We start from the raw sequence: 22,534 nt of genomic DNA, 5'->3' as shown, positions 1-22,534 counted from the left end.
GCGCCGGAGAATCAACACAAATCTGCAGGCGACTGCTGCAACGCCATTAGTGATGGAGAACTGTCGCCGCAGGAGCCGTTGGCAACGAGCCAGTCGGTACGGGTGGGGCGTCGAGGTATTGCACGATCAACGAGATGCGCCGATTCGAGGGATCAAGTGGATTGCTGGGCACCCGCAGTCGCTGATCCGCGTAGCCACGCACCTGGGCTACCTGGTCCCGCCGGATACCCATCTCCTGCATACTGCGACGCGCCGAATTCGCACGGTCTACGGAGAGCTCCCAGTTACCGTAAGTGTTTCCCGGTGCGTATGCCTGGGAGTCGGTGTGGCCCTCGATGGATAGCTTGTTGGGCAGCGTCTTCAACTCGCCCGAAACAAGGGCGAGAATCTCCCGCCCATTCGTGCTCAGTTCACTGCTTCCGCTCTCGAAGAAGGTTCCGTCCTTGGATTCAAGCAATTCGATCCGCAGCCCCTCGGGCGTGACGGTAATTTCGATCTGGTCCGAAAGTTTTCTTAACTCCACCTTCTCCCGAATCGACTTCTGCAACTGCTCCTTCAATTGGCTGATGTTGTCCTTCGTAATGGCCACATTGTCTGAGGCGCCTGTGCGGTCTGTCCCCGTCTGGCTGGATCTGCCGAGGGGATCGTTAAAGTATCCCGCCACCGCCTTGCGGACATGCTCGCTGGTATTCATCAGCCATAGCACGATGAACAACGCCATCAGCGCCGTCACAAAATCGGCATACGCCACCTTCCACGCGCCGCCATGAGGGCTGTCATGCAGGGCTCTCCTGCGAATAAGGTAAATGGGCCGCTGTTTTTCCATGTCAAGCGTGTACCGCTTCCTCGGTTTTCACGGGAGCGGCAGCTTGGCTCTTGCAAGCGGTCTCCATCTCGGCAAACGAGGGCCTTACGTGCGACGGAATAGCACGCCGCGCGATTTCCACTGCGAGAATCGGAGGCAGCCCCTTGATGAACGAGAGCATCAGCACTCGAAAGACGTGGAGGAAGGCGCGCTCTTCTTCTGCGGATTTTGCCATGTTCGAACTCAATGGCCCCACCAGCCCATAGCACAACAGGATGCCAAGAAATGTGCCAACCAAGGCTGACGCCACCTTGTGGCCAATCAACTCGGGAGGGCCACCAAGCGCCCCCATGGTGATCACTACCCCAAGCACCGCTGCGACAATCCCCAAACCTGGCAAGGCATCCGCAACCGTGGACAAGGCATTGACCGGCTGGGTCGCACCGTGATGGCGGACATCCATGTCAAGCTCCATCATCTGGTCCATATCGAAGGGCTCCACGCCGCCAGTGATGGCCATTCGCATCGTGTCGCACACAAAATCGCGGATATACCGCTCCTTGAGGAAGAGCGGATATTGCTGAAACAGCTTGCTCTCCTCCGGAGTCTCGATATCGCCCTCTACCGCCTGCAGCCCTTCCCGGCGAATCTTGTTCAGAAATTCGTACATCATCTTCAGCGTGTCGAGATAGCGTGTCTTGCTGAATGGCGACGCACCGAAGACGTTCTTCAGACCTCCCGCGATGCTCTTCAGAATGTGCATCGGATTTGCGGCCAGCAGCGTTCCCACGGCCGCACCACCAATAATCAGCAACTCCGCCGGTTGCAGGAGCACGGCGATCTGGCCCTTCTCCATGAGAAAGCCGCCGAGAACCGCACCGAAGACAACGAGAAGCCCAACGATTGCGAACATTTAGCCCGAATTCCTTCCACTGTCCCTGCTGTCCACGATGATAGCCTTATCTCCTCCCTCGGAGATGCTGCGATCAATGGCAGCCGTCACTCGGGCCAGGACCGACTGTGGACAATCGCCCGCACCGGCCATCGTGCCACCCACAGAAATTGTGATAGGGATTCGATCGCCCCACCAGTGGAACTCCACCGACTTGGCCAGAGTGCGCAAAAAGTCGGCATCCATCTCCAGCACCCGCTCGTTAGCGTCACGGGCAATCACCAGAAACCCGCTGTCGCCAGCGCGGCCAAAAACATCGGAAGTATGCAACGTGCAGACCAGCGTCTGGGTAACCACCCGCATTAGCGCCTCGGTGGCATCATGGCCATGCGTCAACCGCAACCGGGGGAGCTGATCCACCTCAATCTGAAGCACGCCAAAAGGCTGTGGGTCATAAGCCAGCATCTGCAGGCTCCGCTCCAGCCACAACTCCACTTCCTCACGCGATCGTGGCCTTGCCTGCAACGCGGGCATCCCGTCGGACGATTCCCCAACCTCTGCCTGCAATTCCAGAAAGGATTCCACCGCACCGACGACTTCACCTTTGCTACCGCGCAGCACGCGTGTCCTGCTGCGCACCGGCACGGTATGCCCTAGTTTGTGTCGCAGATATACATGGGTGGAGCGGCCCTCGCCGTCCTCCATCGTCATCTTTAACGGACACGCGGCGGAATGCGCCTCCTGCGGCACGGCCGCATTGCAGTGGAGACACAGGTCGTCACAGCATTGGCGGTCCAGAACCTCGGCACTGGAGTAGCCGGTGATCTTCTCCGCGCCGCGGCTCCAATAACCAATCCGCAACTTGCGGTCCACTACCTGCACTCCCAGCTCGAGGCTGTCAATAACCGCACGGCAGATGGCTGCATCCTCGAGCTGTAGCATACGAGTCCTCCTCTCTCCCTATCGGCAAGGGAGTGGAGAACTTCATGCTGCTGACGCGAAGCAGGCAGGGGCTCCTGAGACAGTTACGAAACTGTTTGACTCTGGGAAAGCCATCGCTGACTATTTCGAAGCCGAACTATTAGGAGTTGCGAATGCTCACAACGCGCCGCACCCTGCTTCGCCGTTCTCTTCTTGCGGCGCCACTTCTTTCTGCGGATCTATTCGTTCCGCTGTGTACCGCGGCTCAGGTATGGGGTTGTTTTAGCCGCGGGTATAGCCGCTATGGTAGCCGCGGAGATAGCCATCCCGGTAATAGGAGCGATAGGTATCCCGGTCCCCGCCCAGCTCGCGAAAATATCCAGGAGCATCCTCATAGCGATCACCGTGAGTCGGACGATAGCTGTGGCCTTCGTAGCGGTCCCGCTGGCCATCTCTCGCGCCATCGGCAAAGCCATTGCGCTCTGCCGTGTCCACCAGTGGCTGGCGATAGTCCATCCCCGGAGGTGGTGGTGGAGGCGGAGGCGCGGACATCATGTACTGCTGGTGATCGACGCAGCCAAGCAGCCCTCCGCTGGCAAACAGAACAAGCGCACCTGCAAGGATTCTTTTCATCTCTCTGCCCCCTCTTCCGGCCCGAACCGCCTATGCAGATAAACAGCATCGCGCGGCAAAGGTTGCAGAAGTCTTTTCCGGAGAAACGGGGTTAGAGCAACCTCCCAACAGGGCCTCCCATGCCTCAGGAATCAGCTTCCCGCCCCCTGAGCGACGCAAGGCGTTTTGAGGAGACGATCCGCAGCTGGTGACGCTTATCCGCCTTCTCAAGCAATGGCTTCGAGGCCGTGCTTGGCAGCAAGGGTGAGCAGCTTTGCCGCCGGCCCTCGCGGCTGTTTTTCGCCACGCTCCCATTTGCTGACCACGCCAGTAGTCACATTCAAGTGCGCGGCAAAGACTGCCTGACTCACGGCCGCTTTCGTGCGAATGCGACGAATAGCTGCCGGCGACAATTCCAGCACCGGAGTCAGGCACGCCTGGTCAAATTCCCTCATGGTCTTCGAGCCGAGCATGCCGATCTTGTGCAGATCCGCCATGCTCTCGTGTATCGCAGCAAGGGCTTCGCTCTTATACGCTTTTGCCATGTTTTTCTCCTCTCCCAAGGTTTGTTTTTGCAATTTCTGAAAGGGACTTTTCCCGCACAATAGCCACCATCTCTTCTTCGCTGTAACCAAGGTAGACACGGGCTGCCTTGCGGAACGCCCGCAGCTCGTCGGCTTTGATGCTGGCCTGATCTTTCTTCTCAAAGCCAAACATCAGCACAACTCGCTGGCCCACTTTCATCGCAACCATGGCGCGAGCTCCACCGCTGGTTCCCTCTCCCTGTCGTGCCAGCCGGAATTTGAAGACCCCGCCGCCCAAATCAGCGTCGTAATCCTCATTCACCGCCTGCCCACAGCTCAGCGTCGCTGATACCAAATCGCCGCGCAAAACGCATGAATGGTTTGGAGGCGAAGACCCGAAGCGTGCTCGAGGGAACGGACATCAGAAATAATTATAGCTCTTAGAACCATAGATCATCGCCGCGCTTTCCCTTTTTCTCTGCCTAGACCGTTCCAGAACGGTCTGGACGATCTACCTCAGGTGCTTGTGGGGTGGTTTTTTGTGAGTCGAAGGTCGCAACAGCCGGACCGACCCAGGTATCGCTCCAACGGGCAGAGCGCCTTAGCTGGTAATCGGCAGGGAAACAAGGAACTCCGTGCCTTCAGCGCCGGAGTTGAATCGGATCTCGCCCCCATATTGTCCGACCACGATCCGATGAGCGATGTCCAGACCCAGCCCGGTTCCTTCACCCTCCGGCTTGGTCGTGAAGAAGGGTTCAAAGATCTGCGACCAGTTCTCTCGCGGAATTCCGCTGCCCTGATCTGCAATCCCCACCAGCATCCGGTCACCCTCATTCCATGTGCGGATGGTTACCACGCCTTTCAGTGGCGAAGCGTCGATCGCGTTGTCGAGCAGGTTGGTCCAGGCCTGGCTCAAGCCTGCTCCCCTGGTCGTCAGCCTGGCCGTGGTTGCGCGGAACTCCTTCTCCACGCGCAGGTCTTTCAGGTGGAACTTGTGGGCAAGAATCGTCAGCGCACTCTGGATGTTGTCATGCACATCGACTTCGTGAACCGTAGCCTCATCCTGCCGGGAGAACTTCTTCACCGCCGCAACCAACGCGGAGATACGTGTAATGCTCTCCTCGATCGTGCCCAGCAGTTGAACGCTCGAAACCAGCGAATCCAGCCAGTTCAGCGCATCGGAAAACTTCGCCGGGTCAAAGGCAGCGCGGGCGCACTCCAACTGGGGCGCATCCAGACCGCTGGCGCTGAGTGTGGGTGCGATCTTCCACGCATTCTCGACACCTGCGGCTTCCAGCCACTGCAGCAGAGCATCTTCCGCATCCGCCTCCTCCAGTGAGCTGACGGCCTTCGGCTTGGCGGCGCTGAGAGCCTGGTCCTGAAGCTGGCGCACGCATTCCAGTTGTTCGTGAGTCGGCGTCTCCTCGCAAAAGCGCAGGCCGAGCTTCTGCAGTTGCGTGAGATTCTCCCGCATCTGCGACGCTGCCCGCTTCGCCGCTGCACCGGGGTTGTTCAGCTCGTGCATCAGTCCCGCCGCAAGCGTTCCCAGCGAGATCAGCTTCTCGCGATGCACCGCCTGCGCCTGGTATGCCTGCAAGCGCTCCGCCATGGTGCCGAGAACTGCGCGGCGAGCTGTCGGGCAATGGAACATCAGCTTCCAGAAACGGTCTTCATCCAGCCGGATAAGGGTACTGGGCTTGAGCACAGTGCAGATGTAACTGCTGCTCCCCCCCATCAAAAGCAAAACTTCGCCGAAGGCATCCCCCGCCCCGAAGACATTGGACATGACGCGGGTACCATCCGGCAGGAACTTCTCCGCCTGAACCTCACCCGCCATCACAATCCAGTACGCCGGAACAGCATCTCCCCTGCGAATAAGTTGCACTCCAGGATCGGCCTCTACAAGCTCTAATTCATCCAGACACGCGAGATCCTGCGGCTGCTCCCTGGCAAAGATCGGGATACGTAACAGATCCTGATACATATCCTGGACGTTCTTCTTTGTGATGCGTATTGAGGGGCCGCTTCCTGTCATTTGAATTAGAACCTCGCGAGGTACTGATGAATAAACTGCACGCAGATCGATCCCTCTCCCACAGCGGAAGCAACCCTCTTCACCGAGCCGTGACGGGCATCGCCCGCGGCAAATACGCCGGGTGTACTGGTCTCCAGCAGGTAAGGCTCGCGATCCTCTTTCCAGAAACCGGGCATCCTGCCGTCCACCTTCAGATCGCCTCCGCAGAGGATGAAGCCGTGCGCATCCCGCAACACCTGCGGAGGAAGCCACTCCGTCTTGGGCGCAGCGCCGATAAAGATGAAGAGTCCCGACGCAGGCCGTGTCACCTCGCCCGTAGGGGTGCTGATCCGCAGACTCACCAGCCGCTCCTCGCCGATCGCCTCGACCACATGGGAATTCACCTCCACCTCGATATTCGATGTGGCACGAACCTGATCGATCAAATATTTCGACATGCTCTTTTCGAGCGAATCGCCACGCACCAGCATCGTTACCTGCTTCGCGTATTTGGAGAAGTACATCGCCGCCTGCCCCGCGGAGTTGGCGCCGCCTACGATAAATACCAGCTCATCCCGGCAGGAGCGCGCTTCCTCCATCGCGGCGCCATAGTAGACGCCGCGTCCGGTCAGCCTTTCGACCCCGCTCACATCCAGCCGGCGATACTCCACTCCGATCGCAAGCAGCACCGCATGGCTCGAAACTTCGCGCCCATCGCCCAGCTTGACGTAGTGATACTGGTTTTCCGTGCGGATGCATGTAGCGCGCTGGTTCAGGAACTCCGCGCCAAGGCGGGCGGCCTGGGCATAAGCTCTCCGCGCCAGGTCTGCTCCGCTCACCCCCCGGGGAAAGCCTAGGTAATTCTCAATCATGGAGCTGGATCCGGCCTGCCCGCCGGGAGCCTCCGTCTCAATCACCAGGGTACGCAGCCCTTCCGAGCTGCCATAGACAGCCGCCGCAAGCCCGGCAGGCCCGGCCCCCACCACCAGCAGATCGTAGAACTCCTTCTTGGCCTGGGTCGGCAAGCCAACCTTGGCCGCCAGCTCCGTCTGTGTCGGCTGCACCAGCGAGCTTCCATCTTCAAACAGCACCGCCGGAAGTTTGCGGTCATCGAGCTTGTACAGCGCCAGCAGCGAGCGCGCCTCTTCGTTATCCTCCGGGTTCAGCCAGATGTAAGGAATCTGGTTGCGGGAAAGAAAATCGCGAACCTGATACGCCCCCAGCGACCAGCGCGGACCGATGACGCGGATTCCTTGAAAAGCCGGCTTGTAGTCCTGATTCCAATCCGCCAGCAGGTCATCGAGGACGGGATACAGCTTCTGCTCCGGAGGATCCCAGGGTTTGGTCAGGTAGTAGTCGATGCGAGCCGTGTTGATCGCCCGGATCGCCGCCTCCGTGTCGGCATAAGCCGTCAGCAGAACCCGCTTGGCTTCCGGATAAATAGCGATGGCCTTCTCCAGAAACTCCACTCCCGACATGCCCGGCATACGCTGGTCCGAGAGGATGAGAGCCACCACTTCGCCACGCTGCTTCAACTGCTCGCAGGTATCCAGCGCAGCCTGCCCCGACGCGGCGCGTAGAACACGGTAGGTCGCGCCATACTGGCGGCGCAGATCCTGAACCACTGCTTCCAGGACGCTGATATCGTCATCGACGGCGAGAAGAACCGGTTTTCCCATGCCACTCCAGTGTAGGTCCGAAACACTCTTCGCAGGCTTCGGCAAGGTCTATCCTACGATCTTTGCGAGATCGCGAAAACCCGCCAGAATACACCGCAGAAAGCGAAATACCGGCACTGCGATGTCCTATATCGCAACACTTGGTTACATTTTGCTGGAGACTGCCGATATACCCCTCATCGGGAAATGGGCCGGCATCGAACTCTTGCCTGCAACCTGGCATTTCATCCCCTTGGGAGTTTCACCCGCCGTATTTCACCCATGGATGGAATGACTGGGTTGTAACTCCGAGAGACTTTCGCCAGTTTTGGCGTAACATCGATGGCGACCCGTGACTCAGGCGTGAGGGACGGCAATGCATTCAATCATTCTAGGCGACTCGCAAGCAATCTTCCGTACAGGTGCAGCCAGGGTTCTGTCGATGGAACCGGACTTCCGCATCGTAGCCCAATGCTCCGATACGGACCATCTGAACCACGCGATCGAGTCCGCTGAAGCGGCGATCATCCTGCTGGCTACTTCGATGAAGGCGGATTTCCTATCCGTTCTGGAGCATGCGAGGCAGATGCATGCCCGCATGGTCGTGATCGCCGAGAGCCACGAACTGGCCGAGGACTACGCCGCCCTGGGCGCCGATGGAGTCGTCTATCGGAACATCACCGGCACCGGGCTGATCGAGTGTCTGCGCCGGGTCATCGACGGAAAACTATGGGTACAAACGACCGCTGAGACGCTGGAGTCTGCCGAGGACGACCTGGTCGGCGAGAGGGTTCGTGACCGGCTGACTCCGAAGGAGCTCAAAATCGTCGCGTTGATTGTCCAGGGCTGCAAGAACAAGGAAATCGCCATGCGCCTGGGAACCACCGAGCAGGTCATCAAGAACTATCTGCGCAGCATCTACGATAAGAGTGGCGTCGCCGACCGGCTCGAACTTGCGCTATTTACCATCCACCATCGGGTACTGGCAGAAGCCGCAGCCAAGGCAGTAAATTCCATGCAACTGCTCAGCGTTTAAGTCTGCGTGGTGAGGTCTATAGCAGCGGCAGGGAGTTCAGGATTCGTTGCCGCCGGAGCCGAGGCGGTCCCGCAGCAGCGCGTCGAGGATCTGCAGGAGTTCGTCGGGATCGACAGGCTTTTCCAGATAAATATCTGCAAATGGCTCATAGCCGCGAAGCGCCTCGGCCACATAGCCGGAGACCACCACGACAGGCACGCCCGCGCCACCCTTTGCTGCCTCCAGCAGCGAACGGCCGTCCTGCGTCCCGATCTTCCAGTCGGTGACGATCGCATCGAAGGTCTCGCGATTCAACCGAAGGATGGCATCTTCCGAGGAGTGACTCAGCACGACTTCATGGCCTGCCCTCTCCAGAATCGCCAGCTTCAGCGAGCGGGCCAACGGCTCATCATCCACGCAAAGGATTCTTGCCACTACGCTACTCCCCTGATTGATGCTCTTGGAACGGACAACTCGACGAATACACCGACCCGTGCAATCTGCAAGGAAGTCTTACCAGGTATTTCGCAGTCTCCGGAAATGCAGCACCAGATCCTACGGCAGCTTTTCAGAAACTGATTTCGCCTGTGTGAAGAGATACAGGTAATCCGGCCCACCTGCCTTGGAGTCCGTCCCGGACATGTTGAATCCTCCAAAGGGATGCGCTCCGACCATCGCGCCGGTGCACTTCCGGTTGAAGTAGAGGTTCCCTACATGGAACTCTTTCCGCGCCCGCTCCATTCGCTCGTGCGAGACCGAGTAGAGAGAACCGGTAAGACCATACTCTGTGTTATTGGCAATCTCGAGCGCATCATCAAAATTTCGCGCCCGAAGGATCGCCAGCACCGGACCGAAGATCTCTTCCTGCGAGATCCTTGACTTCGGCGCCACATCGGCAAAGACAGTCGGCTCGAGGTAATAACCTTGTTCCTTCGTCGCTACCGTATTTCCGCCAGCAACCAGCCGCGACTCAGCCTTCCCTGCTTCAATATATTTCAGTATCGAGTCAAGCGCGGCCTTATTGATTACCGGCCCAACACTGGCGTTCGTAGCCGGATCGCCGACCTTGAGCGCCTTGACGCGCTCGCGGACTCGCTCTACGAAAACATCATAAATATCGTCTTCCACAATGGCGCGGGAGCATGCCGAGCACTTTTGCCCGCTGAACCCGAATGCCGAGGCCACAACTCCCTCAACCGCGGAGTCCAGGTCCGCGTCCGCGCAGACAATGATCGAGTCCTTGCCGCCCATCTCGAGAATCGTCCGCTTGATCCAGATCTGTCCTGGTTTGGTCTGCGCTGCGCGGCTGTTGATCTCCAACCCCACGCTCTTCGATCCTGTGAACGCAATAAAGCGCGTCTGCGGATGCTCAACAATGGCATTGCCAAAGCTTGAGCCCGAGCCGGGACAGAAGTTGACTACACCAGGAGGCAGCCCCGCCTCCTCCAGCACATCCATAAAGCGGGCCGCAATCGTCGGCGAGTCGCTCGAAGGCTTGAGCACAACCGTATTGCCACAGACAATGGAGGCCGCAGTCATCCCCGCCATAATGGCGAAGGGAAAATTCCATGGCGAAATGACCGCACCCACTCCCAGCGGAATATAGTGCAGCTCATTCACCTCGCCGGGGTATTGGATCGGGGTCTTCGCGTGGGAGAGGCGTAGAGCTTCGCGGGCATAGAACTCCAGGAAGTCGATGGCCTCGCCTGCATCGGCATCTGCCTCGGCCCAGTTCTTACCCACCTCATAGGTGAGCCAGGCGCAAAACTCGAATTTGCGTTCGCGAAGAATCTCCGCGGCCCGCAGCAGCAGAGAGGCACGTTCTTCTGCTGCGACGTACTTCCATGTTTCGAATGCCTTCAACGCAGCCTGCATGGCCATCTCGACATGCTCGGCTCCAGCCTTCTGGTGGATACCGACGACCTGCGCCGGACGCGCCGGATTCAGCGACTGAATCTTTTCCGCCGTGTGCAGCCGTTCGCCGCCAATGATGAGCTGGTACTCATGGCCCAGCAATTCCGCGACATGCTCCAGCGCATGCTCCATGGCATGGATGGATTCATTGTCGTGAAAATTGGTGAACGGCTCGTTGCGGAACTCGCCCTTAGGCGAACGAGGAAGAATCATGGTGCTGGGTTGCGTAGTAGCCATAACCCACGTAGTGTAGCCCAGATAAGGCCCGATGTGTGCATCTACAATTGCGAAGCTCTGAAAGCTGCCGCCAACCATGCACCGCAAGACCCATGATTTTCGATACTTACGGAGCCTGTCTCCGTGGAAAACTACCCCTTTGTCTCCCCGGTCTCAGGACCCCGCAGTAATCTTTTCCGTCTGCTGCGACATCTTTGCCGTGCGCTCCAGTTTGTCCCATGCAAAGGGCCGGCCATCGATGGCACGCTTCAAAGTCTTGAAGAGCACCACCGAAAATAGCTGACGGTAAGCAAAGCGCTGCAGCCAGATGTGGAAGAGTAGCCATCCGTCTCCCTTGCTCGCCGGATGCCGCCGCTCCAGTGAAAACGCCAGGCTTGAGGTGATGAAATCAATCACCAGGAAGGTCAGGAAGTAGAGCACCAGCTTCTGAAAGCTCGCCGCACTCGCCGCTGCCGGATGGAAGTAGTGATCCACGACGAAGTGTATGCAGCCAGCCACAAACATCAGGTCGATGAAGGGTGACACCAGCGGCAGCAGCATCTGGAAGATGAGGATGTTGGGCAGCGCAAACAGCCCCATCGCACGATGCCGCAGGAAGGCGCGCCGGTGCTTGAAGATCGCCTGCAGTGTTCCGAACGACCAGCGAAAGCGCTGCCGCATCAGCCCATTGGCGCTAACCGGAGCCTCGGTAAAGGCCAGCGCCTGATCTTCGTAAATCACCTTGTATCCCTGCTCCAGCAGGTTCATCGTCAGGTCGGCATCCTCGGCAACCGTGTTGACCGGATAGCAGCCTCCCTGGAGAACCGCCGCGGTACGCCATGCCCCAATGGCTCCGGGAACCACGGTCACTACGTCGAACAGATCGAGCGCCCGCCGTTCGAAGTTCTGGCTGGTGATGTACTCCAGCGCCTGCCAGCGGGTCCACAGATTGACGCGGTTGCCCACCTTGGCGTTTCCCGCAACCGCCCCCACCTCGGGATCGATGAAATGCGGCATCAGCTTGGAGATGGCATCCTGCGCGATCACCGTGTCGGCATCGATGCCTACATAGAACTCCTCCTGCAGTGTGTTGAGCGCGAAATTGAGCGCCTCCGCCTTCCCGGCATTCTGCTTGAGCAGCACCGTGACCTTGCCCTCTGCAATCTCCTTTGCATAGGCCTCGCGCGCCGTATCGTAAGTGCGATCTTTGGATCCGTCGTCGATCACGATCACACGCAGGTTGGGATAATCGGAGTTGAGCACCGAACGGATCGTACGCACGATTACCTTCTCCTCGTTGTAGGCGGGAATCAAGACCGCTACGCGAGGATGAAAGTGCGACGTATCGGGGTACCTGCGGGTGCGGAAGCGATCGATCAATGCAAAAATTCCTACCAGCACCAGCCTTGCGCTCATCAATACATCGCCGACAAAGAAGACCCAGACGACAAAGTGACTGAAGAACGCAAAAAAGAAGAACGCCACGGAATCGACCCGCGCCTGCCACTTCTCTGATTGCGACAGGGGTGGCATCACCTGCGCCGTCGTCTTGCCCATCAGGTTGGAGACGGGAACAATTTCATATCCCTTGGCGCGCAGTGCGTCGATCAGGACGGGCAGGGCGGCAATGGTGGACGACCGGTCGCCCCCTCCATCGTGCATCAGGATGATGCTGCCGCGAAACTGCGGCTTCGTCTGCATCAGGGCGAGCTGGTTCAGGACGCTGGTGGTAATCTCTTCCGGCGTCTTACGCGGATGTTCATCCCAGTCGCTGGTATCGATCTTGTCGCCGACGATGGTGTAGCCGTAGCTCTGAATGCGATCGGCGGGTTCGGCCTGATCGTCCGTATCGGGCTCCTGATCGATCGAATACGGCGGCCGGAAGTAGAGTGGCTGCACGCCCAGCTTGCTGGCAAAGAGCCGCTCTGTGAGGTTTAGCTCCAGGTAAAGCTGACGCTGTGAAATTTCGCTGATGTCCGGATGGGTGAAGGTGTGGTTGCCGATCTCATGGCCTTCCCGAACGATACGCTTGATCAGGCCAACGTTCTCCTCTGCCTGCGCCCCAATCATCATGAAGGCGCCCTTGACGTTCTCGCGTTTCAGGATGTCGAGAATCTTCGGAGTCCACTTGGGGTCGGGTCCGTCATCGAAAGTGATGGCAACCTTCTTCGACTGGTAACCGTATTGCTGCACCGTGTAGGAGTGAGGATAGACGTCCATGTGCTCATCAACGATCAGGCGGCGATCCTGATGATCGTTGGTGACGGTGCTGTCGGGAGTCTCCATTTCAATTGTGCGCGTGCCAGGGGAAGGCCTGCGGACAATGCGGATGATGTCTCCGTCGCCCTCGGTATCCACGCCATGCCCCGGCGGTACTACGGTCAGCGCTTTTATGGAACTTATGCTGCTGGGTTTATCCCATACCGCCCACAGGGAACGATCTTCTGAACCCAGCCGCCAGAGTGCGAATGTCTGCAGCCCCAGATCACGCGCAGCCCGCAGCTCATTCAGGGTCGTCACGCCATCCAGAAACCAGACCTGGTGGCGCACCTTGCTGTCCTCATCGTCATAGGCGAAATGCGCGTTGAGGTTATTGTCTTCGAGCGTAATGTCGGCATCGGCGTCCGCGGCGAGCTGCCATGCATCCTGCACGTTCAGCACATCCACATTCAGCACCTTCGGCTTCGTCTTCTTGTCCTTCGGTATGGACATGGACCAGTCGTAGCCATAGTTGCCCAGCGCGCAGATAATCCGCTGCTTGGGCACCAGCTTCAATACACGCTGCAGATTGGCGGTAAACCACTCCTGTCCCGCAACCGGCCCTGGCTCGCTTTCCATCTCGTGCTCGTCGTAATTCATCAGCAGGATGGCATCGCTGTTCGCCGCAAGAAACTTCAGCTCGTCGTCGGAGGCTCCCACGCCCGTGTTCACGTAGAGACGCAGGTTCTTCGCGTGCAGTTGGCTGTACAGGTCGCCGATAAACGCCTGGTACCCATCTTCGGCATCGTCGGGAACCTCTTCAAGGTCCAGCGAAATTCCGCGATACGCAGGGAAGGCGGACAGGAACTTCATGGTGTCGTCGAGCAGAGACTGCCGCCTGCCGGCATCCTTCAGGATGTCTCCGATGGCTCCATCGAAGTTCTGCTTGGCGATGTTGTAGTTGCTCATCAGCGGGAAGATTTCCGTGTCTTCCTTCGCTTCGGCGATGACTCGCTTGACGTTCCCCTGCTGGTCTACGTCGTGCACTCCGCGCGAGTCCACAATGTTGTAGGGGCGATTATCGAGAGTCACTCCCTGCAGCTTTCCCGAGGGCAGCGAAACGAAGAGCCACTCCGGAAACAACAGATCAATCTGATGAACATGCTCCTTCAGGGAAGCATAGCTGGCAGGGTCGTCCTGCACATAGTAAGCAGCCCGCAAGCCTTCGCCGGTATTCAGCGGAATCTCCGAGGGCTTGCGGTTCGTCCGGCGGCGCGATGGCCGCGCTCCCCTGTTCTTCAGCTGGACCGTCTCCCGCAGAGCTTTATAGTTTCGCTTCTGCTGGGGAAGCAGCAACTCCGGCAACGCCTGGCGGCGCACCACGCTGAGGAAGAATGCGCCCAGCACCAGCGTCGAAACTACCGCGGTGATATCCAGGATGCGACGAAGGCGCTTCCAGCGTTTGCGCTCGGGATCGTAAAAAATTTGCCGGTTCATCTTGTCAGAAGATACAGGAATCTGGTGCAACTACGTTGAAACTCAATATTACTTGTCGTGCCCTGTTCTCCGCCCTGATGCTCAAACGCGGCCAGCCGGGCCGATCCACTCTAGTATGATTCATTTCCATGCACGCCGCGACATCCCGCAAGGTCACATTCCTCCTACTGGCACTCCTTGCAGGTGCTGCTCTCCGCCTCTGGTTTATCCACGCCTTCCCAGAGATTGACGGCGACCCCCTCGTCTACGGGGACATGGCGAAAAACCTGCTGCAGCATGGCATCTATGGCCGCACAATGGCGGAGGGCATCCAGCCGACACTGATTCGCCTGCCCGGCTATCCGCTCTTTCTCGCGGCCTGCTTCCGTGTCTTCGGAATGGAGCACTACCACGCCGTTCTCTATGTGCAGGCAGCCGTCGACCTGCTCAGTTGCCTGCTCATCGCGGCCTTTGTCCGCCGCATCAGCGGCGAGCGACAGGCATGGATCGCGCTCTACCTCGCCGCGCTCTGCCCCTTTACCGCCAACTACACCGCAAGCGCCATGCCGGAGACGCTTTCGATCTTCTGCGTTGCCTTGGCACTCTATGCCCTGGCTCTTCTGCGGCCAGTCCTCCTGCAACCCGCCACAACATTGCAGCCCTACGCGCCGGACTCGCGCCAGAGAACGGCTCTGGCAATCGGGCTGCCGGCCTTCGCCTTCTCCTTTGCTGCGTTGCTCCGGCCCGACGGAGCCTTGCTGGCGATTGCCTTCTGGCCAGCCATCCTTCTCCACGGAGCCCGCCGCGGATGGACCACAGTTGAGTTCCGCCGTTCGCTACGCGATGCACTCCTCTGCGGCTCTCTCGCCGTCCTGCCTTTCGTGCCGTGGACGCTGCGCAACTGGCACACCTTCCACCTCTTCCAACCACTCGCGCCGCGCTACGCCACTGACCCCGGAGAACCGGTCAATCCCGGCTTCCAGCGCTGGATGAAAACATGGTGTATCGATTTCTCGTCCACCTACGAAATCTACTGGAATGTTGAAAACGATCGCATGGATATTCACGCCCTGCCATCGCGAGCCTTCGACTCCTCGCAGCAGTTCGCCACCACCCAGTCGCTCTTCGACGAATACAACCGCCGCCTCTCCCTCACGCCGGAGCTGGATGCCCGCTTCCAGGCCCTTGCCGATGAGCGCGTGCGTACGCATCCCTTGCGCTACTACGTCGTGCTTCCATTGGGGAGAGTGTCGAATATGTGGCTGCGCCCACGGGTTGAGATGCTGCCCATCGAACTGCGCTGGTGGCAGTACTGGCTCCATCACAATGAGTCGTACTTCGCCTTCGCCTATGGCGCGCTGAACCTGGGCTATCTCATCGCCGCGCTGGCCGGCCTGTTACGCCGGCCTCCATTTGCCACCGCGATGGTGGCTTATATGCTGCTGCGTTCCCTGCTGCTGGCTACCATTGAAGCGCCGGAGACACGTTACACACTGGAGTGTTATCCGATGATCCTTGCGCTGGCGGCCATAGCCTTCTCGCGGTACGCGCGAGGTACCTCTACTTCCGCACCGTCTGCGTGCCTGACGCAGGCTTGATGGTGAAGACATCGGCGCTGATCGCCGTGTTGTAGCGGATGTTGCTGTAGCTGGCCAGGCGATAATCGCCGGAAGGCTCAAAAAACTGCTGCCGCAGCGAAATCGCGCGCTCCGGATCCACCCAGATCGTGACATGGGTAAAGGTTTGTTTTACGTTTGCCTGCCGCGGGACCAGATCGAGCTTCGCCGTCTTGACTCCGTCGATCACCTCGTTGCCCTTGTAGCTGACGATCCAGTTCTTTTCGAGATCTGTTCCGCTACCGCCAAAGCCCAGGGTCAAAAAGCTCTCATACTGCGAGCGGTTCGCTCCCGCGGAGAAGATCGTCATCTGCTTGATGGCTGGCTCGTAAAACTCCAGGCTGCCATTGCGATACAGCAACTGCTTCAGTTGCGGTTTGCCATTGAACTCGCGAATACGGGAGCCCATCACCATCTCGCTCCCCTGGCGTTGAAAGGCGACGGAGCCCTTCTGCACATCCTTATCCTGCACCACTACCTGGTACTGATCCCATTCAAAATCAGCCTGCGCGCTCTTGAAAGCCTTCGCAGCAGTATCCATCTGGCGCAGAACGCCGTTCAATTCACCGCCATTTTGAGCGAGCCCCGCAACCGGCGCTATCGCCAGCGCGGCCAGGGCCACCATCACAAAACTCCGCACTCTTGCATTCTTCATTTTCAATCCTGCGTCTTCTTCCTGGAACAACATGGTGCGCCTAGCGGTGAGCCCAGACCTTATAGCCGGTCGTATGACCGCTCTCGTCCTTCACGACCTCGTAGCGATCGATCACAACTTCGCCGGAGATTGGCTGAATGGCGCCCTTCAACGCCGCTGTCTCATCCTCTCCGGAGAATTGTTTGACCCGCTCCTCGCTAAGCCGGTAGAAAAGGCCATTCGCGCCCTCGGTCTTCACCAGCACTTCGGTGGAATGCAGTTCGCGATCCATCGGCTGATCGTGAAAGTTGATGACCCGCGGCGACAGAAAAATGATTGCCAGGATCAGCGTCACCATCACGTCGTAGTGAAAGCTGCCGCGTGGGTACGTCCAGTAAAAATAGCTCTTCAGAATACGAAACATCGTTTGCGTCTCCGCGTTGCTGCCAACTCCGTCATTTCAGGGGGCCGCAGACTCTATAGAACCCGTTTCTCGATCTTTGTCGCTCCACCCATGTAGGGCACCAGCACATCCGGAATGCGTACCGAGCCATCCTCCTGCTGGTAATTCTCAAGGATCGCCAGCCAGGTACGGCCCACCGCCAGCCCGCTGCCGTTTAAGGTATGCAGGTACTCCGTCTTGCTCTTACCCGCCGGGCGATAACGAATGTTTGCGCGCCGTGCCTGGAATGCCTCAAAGTTCGAGCACGAAGAGATCTCCCGATAGAGATTCTGCCCCGGCAGCCAGACTTCAAGGTCATAGGTCTTGGCGGACGAAAAGCCCATATCCGCCGTGCACAGCAGCATCCTGCGGTAGGGCAGGCCCAGCGACTCCAGGATCGCCTCGGCATTGGCCGTCAGCTTCTCATGCTCCGCGTCGGAATCCTCCGGCCGCGTGAACTTCACCAGCTCCACCTTTTGGAACTGATGCTGGCGGATGATTCCCCGTACATCCTTGCCGTAGGAACCAGCCTCGGAGCGGAAACAGGGCGTGTACGCCGTCAGCGATACCGGCAACTGAGCCTCTTCCAGCACCTCATCCCGATACAGGTTGGTTACCGGAACCTCGGCAGTCGGAATCAGCCAGAAATCGCCGTTCTCACACTTGAACAGATCCTCTGCGAACTTGGGCAACTGCCCCGTGCCATACATGGACGCGCTGTTCACCATATAGGGCGGCAGCACCTCCGTATATCCGTGCTGCGCCGTGTGCAGGTCGAGCATGTAACTTGCCAGCGCCCGTTCCAGCCGCGCCCCCTGCGCCCAATACACGGCAAAGCGCGCCCCGGAGAGCTTGGCGGCCCGCTCCAGGTCCAGAATGCCAAGCGCCTCCCCCAGCTCCCAGTGAGGCTTGGGTGTGAAGTCGAACCGTGGCTTCTCTCCCCATGTCTTCACCTGGACGTTGTCCTGTTCGGACTGGCCGACTGGCACGCTGGCCTGGGGAATATTGGGAATCCGCTGCAGAATCGCCCGCAATTTCTCGTCAATCGCGTCCGCGGCCACCTGATCCGCCTCGATCGACTCCTTGAGGCCCCTCACCCGCTCCATCAGGGCGGTGGCGTCCTGCCCGGCTTTCTTCAGGCTGCCGACCTGCCCGGACAACTCATTCCGCAGACTTTTCAGCGATTCCAGTTGAGTAATCGTGTCCCGGCGCTCTTCGTCCAGACGCCGAAAATCGCCCAGCAGCTCTGCCGGGTTCTGCCCCCGCTCGCGCAGCTTGTCTTCCACCAGCGCCAGATTGGCTCTCACAAATCCAAGATCAAGCATAAGTCTCTAGCTTACTACTTCCCGTTCCCCCGCCAGCATCTTCATGAATCCTTGCTGCTTGCCGGAACTAAAAGTCTTGCAAACAATATCGCTGGAGGAGTAGATAGACCATAGACCTCCCACGATGAATCCAGACGGACCCGTGTTTTCCGGGATCGCCCTTTCTATGCAGGAGGATCTGCGCCCGGGTCTTGCAATGGTGGGTTTCGCCGCATGTTTGCGCACGAATTCAGCCATTTAGTTTTCTTAGTTTTTCGTTACCTGAAGTGGCCGAAAGAGCCGCAATATGATCTCTCTGAAGAAGTATCTGGACCAGGATTCCGACAAGTTAATCGCTTCCACGGTATCCGCCTATCGCTCCGCTCTGCATGCCATGGGAACATGGTCGGTTGCCAGCTACCCCTCCACCGGCGAAAAGCTGCAACAAGCCTTGCTTGGGGTCGAATCCAACCTGGGGGAGCAGCAGCTCACGCCAGAGGTCGTCGCCAGCGCCGAACGCGAGACAAACCACCAATTGGAGGCATGGGGGCACCATACCGCCCGGTGGATGAAGGAATCCGCCAAAAGAGTCAAAGGCCTCCTGCTTGAGCTGGCCAATACAGCGGAAGCCGTTGGCGAGCGAGACCAACGCTGTGCCGCGAAGTTGTCTGAGGTTTCGCACACGCTGGAAGCCATCGCGCAGATGGACGATCTCACCCGCATGCAGGATTCGATACTGGCCAGCGCAACCCAGTTGAGGGGCTACGTTCGCGAGATGGTCGAAGGGAACGCCAGGACCATCGAGCGCTTCCAGTCGCTACTTTCCGGCTATCAGACGCAGTTGCAGGAGACCGAAGAGCGCACGCTGCGGGATAGCCTGACCGATCTCTTCAACCGCCGCGGGATTGAGAAGATCCTGGATCGCCGGGTAACGCAACCAACGCCTTTCTCGCTCGTCGTCATCGATCTCGATAACTTCAAGAACGTGAATGATATGTATGGGCATCTGGCGGGCGATCAGATGCTGCAGCAGTTCGCGGAAGAGTTGCGCAACTCCTGCCGGTCCACCGACATCCTGGGACGATGGGGTGGGGATGAATTCATTCTGATTCTCGATTGCGATCTGCAGGAAGCCAGAACCCTGCTGCGGCGGATGGATCGCTGGGTCTTTGGCGATTACCAGATCCATATCGGAGCCAAGCAGCATACAGTCTCCGTCGGCGCCTCGTTTGGCGTAGCGGAGTGGAAGCCAGGGGAGCCGGTTCACCATTTGCTGGAGCGAGCCGACGCGGCGATGTATGCGGAGAAGCACCGTGACCGGACCGATGCGAACCCGGTTCCATAGCCAGTGCCGTTAGCCTGAACTCATGGCCCAGACTCGCACCGCACCAGAGCCGCCGACCGTGCGTGGGTATGCGTGCATCTGCATCCATTTCTTCATTGCTTGATAACATATCGAGGGAGTCCGCTCCTGCGATACTGGGAAGTATCTATGCTCAAGATCCGCCGTTCCCTGATACTGTTGCTTGCCTGCGTCACTATGCTTGGGGCCGCTCTACAGGCCCGGGCCGGTGCCTATGATGGACGTCCCAAGCTGGTCGTGATTCTGGTCATCGATCAGTTTCGCGGAGACTACTTGGAGCGGTATCGCGCCGACTTCAAAGGGCACGGCTTCCGCCTCTTCCTCGATCGCGGAGCCTACTTTCCCGACTGCTACTACGACTACGCAAACCTGCAGACAGCGCCCGGCCACTCCACCCTGGGCACCGGGGCCTATACCGATGGTCACGGTATTGGCACCAACGAGTGGTGGGATCTCAGCCGCAACAAGGAGCGTCCAGTCAGTTCCGTAGAAGATGAGCGCTACCGGCTGGTAGGTCTGCCCGATTCCAGCATTCCCGCCAACGCCCCCGGGGCACCTCCCAATGCTCTCAGCTATGGCATTGGATCCTCGCCGCGGAATCTGCGCGCATCCACCATAGGAGACGAACTGCGCCTGGCCACCCAGGGCCAGTCTCATGTCTTTGGAATCTCTCTCAAGGACCGCGCCTCCATTCTGCCCGCAGGCGCAACCGCCAACGCCGCCTATTGGATCGATCCTGCCTCCGGATACTTCGTCACCTCCACCTTCTATCGTTCTCAACTGCCGGAGTGGGCCACGGCATTCAACACCGGCGGCCGCTCCGAACAAGCGATGAAGGACGCGAATGCCACCGGAACAACCATGTTCTACGACCTGGTGGGTCGCACACCGGCAGCCAATGCGTACGAACTGGACTTTGCGCGCGCTCTTATCAAGGGAGAACAGCTAGCCCAGGGGCCGACTCCGGATCTGCTCACCATCTCTCTTTCGGCCAACGACATCCTTGGCCACCAGATGGGTCCGGATTCCACCTATGAAAAGCAGATGGTCGATCACCTGGATTCGGATCTGGACAGCTTCTTCACCTGGCTGGACAAGAATATCGACGGCGGGCTTGCCAACGTCTGGATCGCTCTATCCGCCGATCACGGCGTGGCCCCCATTCCATCCGACGCCGCCAGACTGGGACTGAATGCCGCGACCCTGGACGTCGACCGTTTCACCGCCGCCTTGAACGAGGCGATGAACCAGAAGTTCTCTCCCGGGGAGAAGGTCAACTACCTGTTGCCGCACCAGAATCTGCCATATATCGCTCTGAACAATCCTGCCTTTGACCGGGCCGGCATCAACGAGGCCGAGGCCGAGCATGCGGTGCAGAATGCCATTCAGCCGGCTGTAGTCGAAGCCAGCAAGCCCCGCGAAGACGCGGACACACCGGCACAGCCCAATCCCGGCGACCCCGGATTTAAGCCATCCGAAACCCGCCTGCCGCCGCAGCCCGTGGTGGTCCGCACCTATACCCGCGAGCAGCTCGCAGCCGGGCAGTTTCCGCCAACAGAGTTCGGCTCCATCCTGGGCCACAGCTATACGACCAATGGTGGATGGTACGTGATGGTTATCCCTGCCGCCTACCAGATGGAGAACCAGAACAGCAGCCAGACAACGCACTTCAGCCCCTGGTCGTACGACCGCCATGTACCGCTGGCGTTCTTTGGGGCTCCGTTTACCCCCGGTACCTACCATGGGCGCGTCGCCCCGGTCGATCTGGCCGCCACCCTGGCCTCATTGCTGGGTGTCAACCAGCCCTCCGCCTCTGTCGGACGCATCCTGACTCAGGCGATTCACCCGCTGCCGCCGCTTCCCCCGGCTCGCTCCGCGCGCCACCGTAGCACGAGAGCGCTCCATAAACCAGTAACCTCCCCGGAGAATCAGAAGGCCCAGTGAAGCCAGATATGCGTGTTCAGCTCGCGGGTATAACCCTCACGAGCCCCGTCGTAGCCGCCAGCGGAACCTTCGGCTATGGAATCGAATTCGAAGACATTGTCGACCTGGACCGCCTCGGCGGCCTGGTAACCAAGGGTCTCTCCCGCGAGCCGATGGCCGGCAATCAGGCACCGCGCATTGTGCAGACCGCCTCCGGCATGATGAACGCCATCGGCCTGCAGAACATCGGCGTCGAGGCATTTCTCGAGAAGAAGCTGCCCCTGCTGCGCCGTTATCCCACCTGCGCCGTCTTTGTGAATGTCTTCGGCTATACCGTGGCGGATTACATCCAGGTCATCGACCGCCTCAACCAGGTGGACGGCATCGCAGCCTACGAACTGAACGTCTCCTGCCCCAACGTACACGAGGGCGGAATGGTCTTCGGAAGCGACCCGCGCCTGCTCGATGACCTGGTAACCCGGGCGAAGAACCGGGCCAACCGCCCCCTCATCGTGAAGCTCTCCCCCAATGTCACCTCCATTGCGGAGATGGCCCGCTGCGCCGCCAACTCGGGCGCCGATGCCCTGTCGCTCGTCAACACCTTTCTGTCGCTCGCTATCGATCCGGAAACACGCCGCCCGCGCATCGCCAACGTCACTGCAGGACTCTCCGGACCGGCGATCAAACCCATCGCGCTCCGAATGGTCTACGAAGCTTCCCGGGCCGTATCGATCCCCATCCTCGGCATGGGCGGCATTACCACTCCCGAGGACGCCGTCGAATTTCTCCTTGCCGGAGCCACCGCGGTTCAGGTGGGCACGGCAAGTTACGCGGATCCCAGGGCCGTCGAGCGCATCAGCCATGGACTGGAGCACTGGTGCCGCAGTCATAACGTCAAGGTAGTCTCGGAGCTCACCGGCGGTCTGCTGCTGGACTAGAAATGGTCGTTCCCGACAAATCGATGTGGCTTTCCAGACTCAAATTGACCAAATAACGGACAAAAATT

General features: G+C 59.1%; 19 protein-coding genes. 5 read left to right on the top strand and 14 right to left on the bottom strand.

Features of this window, described 5'->3' with window-relative positions:
* Positions 1–46: 46 nt before the first annotated feature.
* The 8 genes from VM554_02190 to VM554_02155 all read right to left on the bottom strand — a co-directional run bounded on the left by VM554_02190 (position 47) and on the right by VM554_02155 (position 7,447).
* Positions 47–826 (bottom strand): flagellar motor protein MotB, encoded by a 780-nt coding sequence (locus tag VM554_02190; protein ID HVJ07169.1) that lies wholly within the window; start codon positions 824–826, stop codon positions 47–49.
* Position 827: 1 nt separating this feature from the next.
* On the bottom strand, positions 828–1,718 hold the full coding sequence (gene motA / locus VM554_02185) for a flagellar motor stator protein MotA (protein HVJ07168.1): 891 nt from the start codon (positions 1,716–1,718) through the stop codon (positions 828–830).
* Positions 1,719–2,639, bottom strand: a complete 921-nt coding sequence (locus VM554_02180; protein HVJ07167.1) for a GGDEF domain-containing protein — start codon at positions 2,637–2,639, stop codon at positions 1,719–1,721.
* Between the two features lie 261 nt (positions 2,640–2,900).
* Positions 2,901–3,251: a hypothetical protein gene (locus VM554_02175; protein ID HVJ07166.1), complete on the bottom strand. Its 351-nt coding sequence runs from the start codon at positions 3,249–3,251 to the stop codon at positions 2,901–2,903.
* A gap of 206 nt (positions 3,252–3,457) precedes the next feature.
* Entirely contained in the window at positions 3,458–3,775 is a 318-nt protein-coding gene (locus VM554_02170; protein ID HVJ07165.1) for a DNA-binding transcriptional regulator, read from the bottom strand.
* On the bottom strand, positions 3,759–4,076 hold the full coding sequence (locus VM554_02165; GenBank protein HVJ07164.1) for a type II toxin-antitoxin system RelE/ParE family toxin: 318 nt from the start codon (positions 4,074–4,076) through the stop codon (positions 3,759–3,761). The genes VM554_02170 and VM554_02165 overlap by 17 nt, the downstream gene beginning before the upstream one ends.
* A gap of 279 nt (positions 4,077–4,355) precedes the next feature.
* Entirely contained in the window at positions 4,356–5,789 is a 1,434-nt protein-coding gene (locus tag VM554_02160) for an ATP-binding protein (protein ID HVJ07163.1), read from the bottom strand.
* Between the two features lie 5 nt (positions 5,790–5,794).
* Complete coding sequence (locus VM554_02155) at positions 5,795–7,447, bottom strand: FAD-dependent oxidoreductase (GenBank protein ID HVJ07162.1); 1,653 nt, start codon at positions 7,445–7,447, stop codon at positions 5,795–5,797.
* A gap of 355 nt (positions 7,448–7,802) precedes the next feature.
* Here VM554_02155 and VM554_02150 point away from each other — a divergent pair, with 355 nt between their 5' ends.
* Positions 7,803–8,462 (top strand): response regulator transcription factor, encoded by a 660-nt coding sequence (locus VM554_02150; protein ID HVJ07161.1) that lies wholly within the window; start codon positions 7,803–7,805, stop codon positions 8,460–8,462.
* Positions 8,463–8,498: 36 nt separating this feature from the next.
* Here the strand turns inward: VM554_02150 and VM554_02145 are convergent, their stop codons facing one another.
* The 3 genes from VM554_02145 to VM554_02135 form a co-directional block, all read right to left on the bottom strand.
* A complete protein-coding gene (locus VM554_02145; GenBank protein ID HVJ07160.1) occupies positions 8,499–8,876 on the bottom strand; it encodes a response regulator in 378 nt (125 codons plus the stop codon).
* Between the two features lie 120 nt (positions 8,877–8,996).
* The gene (gene pruA / locus VM554_02140; GenBank protein ID HVJ07159.1) at positions 8,997–10,592 is read right to left on the bottom strand and encodes an L-glutamate gamma-semialdehyde dehydrogenase; all 1,596 of its coding nucleotides are present in this window, start codon (positions 10,590–10,592) and stop codon (positions 8,997–8,999) included.
* 153 nt (positions 10,593–10,745) lie between these two features.
* The gene (locus tag VM554_02135) at positions 10,746–14,267 is read right to left on the bottom strand and encodes a glycosyltransferase (protein HVJ07158.1); all 3,522 of its coding nucleotides are present in this window, start codon (positions 14,265–14,267) and stop codon (positions 10,746–10,748) included.
* 128 nt (positions 14,268–14,395) lie between these two features.
* Between VM554_02135 and VM554_02130 the strand changes: the two genes are divergently transcribed.
* Positions 14,396–15,844 carry a glycosyltransferase family 39 protein gene (locus VM554_02130; GenBank protein ID HVJ07157.1) on the top strand — a complete coding sequence of 483 codons (1,449 nt, stop codon included), beginning with the start codon at positions 14,396–14,398 and terminating at the stop codon, positions 15,842–15,844.
* Here the strand turns inward: VM554_02130 and VM554_02125 are convergent.
* The 3 genes from VM554_02125 to serS are packed head-to-tail and all read right to left on the bottom strand — an operon-like array spanning position 15,807 to position 18,263.
* Positions 15,807–16,517: a hypothetical protein gene (locus VM554_02125; GenBank protein ID HVJ07156.1), complete on the bottom strand. Its 711-nt coding sequence runs from the start codon at positions 16,515–16,517 to the stop codon at positions 15,807–15,809. The genes VM554_02130 and VM554_02125 overlap by 38 nt on opposite strands.
* A gap of 40 nt (positions 16,518–16,557) precedes the next feature.
* Entirely contained in the window at positions 16,558–16,920 is a 363-nt protein-coding gene (locus VM554_02120; GenBank protein HVJ07155.1) for a hypothetical protein, read from the bottom strand.
* 53 nt (positions 16,921–16,973) lie between these two features.
* On the bottom strand, positions 16,974–18,263 hold the full coding sequence (gene serS / locus VM554_02115; GenBank protein ID HVJ07154.1) for a serine--tRNA ligase: 1,290 nt from the start codon (positions 18,261–18,263) through the stop codon (positions 16,974–16,976).
* A gap of 286 nt (positions 18,264–18,549) precedes the next feature.
* Between serS and VM554_02110 the strand changes: the two genes are divergently transcribed.
* From VM554_02110 to VM554_02100, 3 genes are all read left to right on the top strand, one after another.
* Entirely contained in the window at positions 18,550–19,587 is a 1,038-nt protein-coding gene (locus tag VM554_02110) for a GGDEF domain-containing protein (protein ID HVJ07153.1), read from the top strand.
* Positions 19,588–19,734: 147 nt separating this feature from the next.
* Positions 19,735–21,549, top strand: a complete 1,815-nt coding sequence (locus tag VM554_02105; protein HVJ07152.1) for an alkaline phosphatase family protein — start codon at positions 19,735–19,737, stop codon at positions 21,547–21,549.
* Between the two features lie 8 nt (positions 21,550–21,557).
* On the top strand, positions 21,558–22,466 hold the full coding sequence (locus VM554_02100) for a dihydroorotate dehydrogenase (protein ID HVJ07151.1): 909 nt from the start codon (positions 21,558–21,560) through the stop codon (positions 22,464–22,466).
* Positions 22,467–22,534 lie beyond the last annotated feature (68 nt).

Source organism: Acidisarcina sp., assembly GCA_035539175.1.
GTDB lineage: Bacteria > Acidobacteriota > Terriglobia > Terriglobales > Acidobacteriaceae > JANXZS01.
Note: the sequence above shows the minus strand (reverse complement) of the source record. Positions and strands in the feature narration are given on the sequence as shown.

Coding starts and splice junctions, on each gene's coding strand:
- VM554_02190 (HVJ07169.1), bottom strand. CDS start 826: ATGGAAAAACAGCGGCCCATTTACCTTATTCGCAGGAGAGCCCTGCAT.
- motA (HVJ07168.1), bottom strand. CDS start 1,718: ATGTTCGCAATCGTTGGGCTTCTCGTTGTCTTCGGTGCGGTTCTCGGC.
- VM554_02180 (HVJ07167.1), bottom strand. CDS start 2,639: ATGCTACAGCTCGAGGATGCAGCCATCTGCCGTGCGGTTATTGACAGC.
- VM554_02175 (HVJ07166.1), bottom strand. CDS start 3,251: ATGAAAAGAATCCTTGCAGGTGCGCTTGTTCTGTTTGCCAGCGGAGGG.
- VM554_02170 (HVJ07165.1), bottom strand. CDS start 3,775: ATGGCAAAAGCGTATAAGAGCGAAGCCCTTGCTGCGATACACGAGAGC.
- VM554_02160 (HVJ07163.1), bottom strand. CDS start 5,789: ATGACAGGAAGCGGCCCCTCAATACGCATCACAAAGAAGAACGTCCAG.
- VM554_02155 (HVJ07162.1), bottom strand. CDS start 7,447: ATGGGAAAACCGGTTCTTCTCGCCGTCGATGACGATATCAGCGTCCTG.
- VM554_02150 (HVJ07161.1), top strand. CDS start 7,803: ATGCATTCAATCATTCTAGGCGACTCGCAAGCAATCTTCCGTACAGGT.
- pruA (HVJ07159.1), bottom strand. CDS start 10,592: ATGGCTACTACGCAACCCAGCACCATGATTCTTCCTCGTTCGCCTAAG.
- VM554_02135 (HVJ07158.1), bottom strand. CDS start 14,267: ATGAACCGGCAAATTTTTTACGATCCCGAGCGCAAACGCTGGAAGCGC.
- VM554_02130 (HVJ07157.1), top strand. CDS start 14,396: ATGCACGCCGCGACATCCCGCAAGGTCACATTCCTCCTACTGGCACTC.
- VM554_02125 (HVJ07156.1), bottom strand. CDS start 16,517: ATGAAGAATGCAAGAGTGCGGAGTTTTGTGATGGTGGCCCTGGCCGCG.
- VM554_02120 (HVJ07155.1), bottom strand. CDS start 16,920: ATGTTTCGTATTCTGAAGAGCTATTTTTACTGGACGTACCCACGCGGC.
- serS (HVJ07154.1), bottom strand. CDS start 18,263: ATGCTTGATCTTGGATTTGTGAGAGCCAATCTGGCGCTGGTGGAAGAC.
- VM554_02110 (HVJ07153.1), top strand. CDS start 18,550: ATGATCTCTCTGAAGAAGTATCTGGACCAGGATTCCGACAAGTTAATC.
- VM554_02105 (HVJ07152.1), top strand. CDS start 19,735: ATGCTCAAGATCCGCCGTTCCCTGATACTGTTGCTTGCCTGCGTCACT.
- VM554_02100 (HVJ07151.1), top strand. CDS start 21,558: ATGCGTGTTCAGCTCGCGGGTATAACCCTCACGAGCCCCGTCGTAGCC.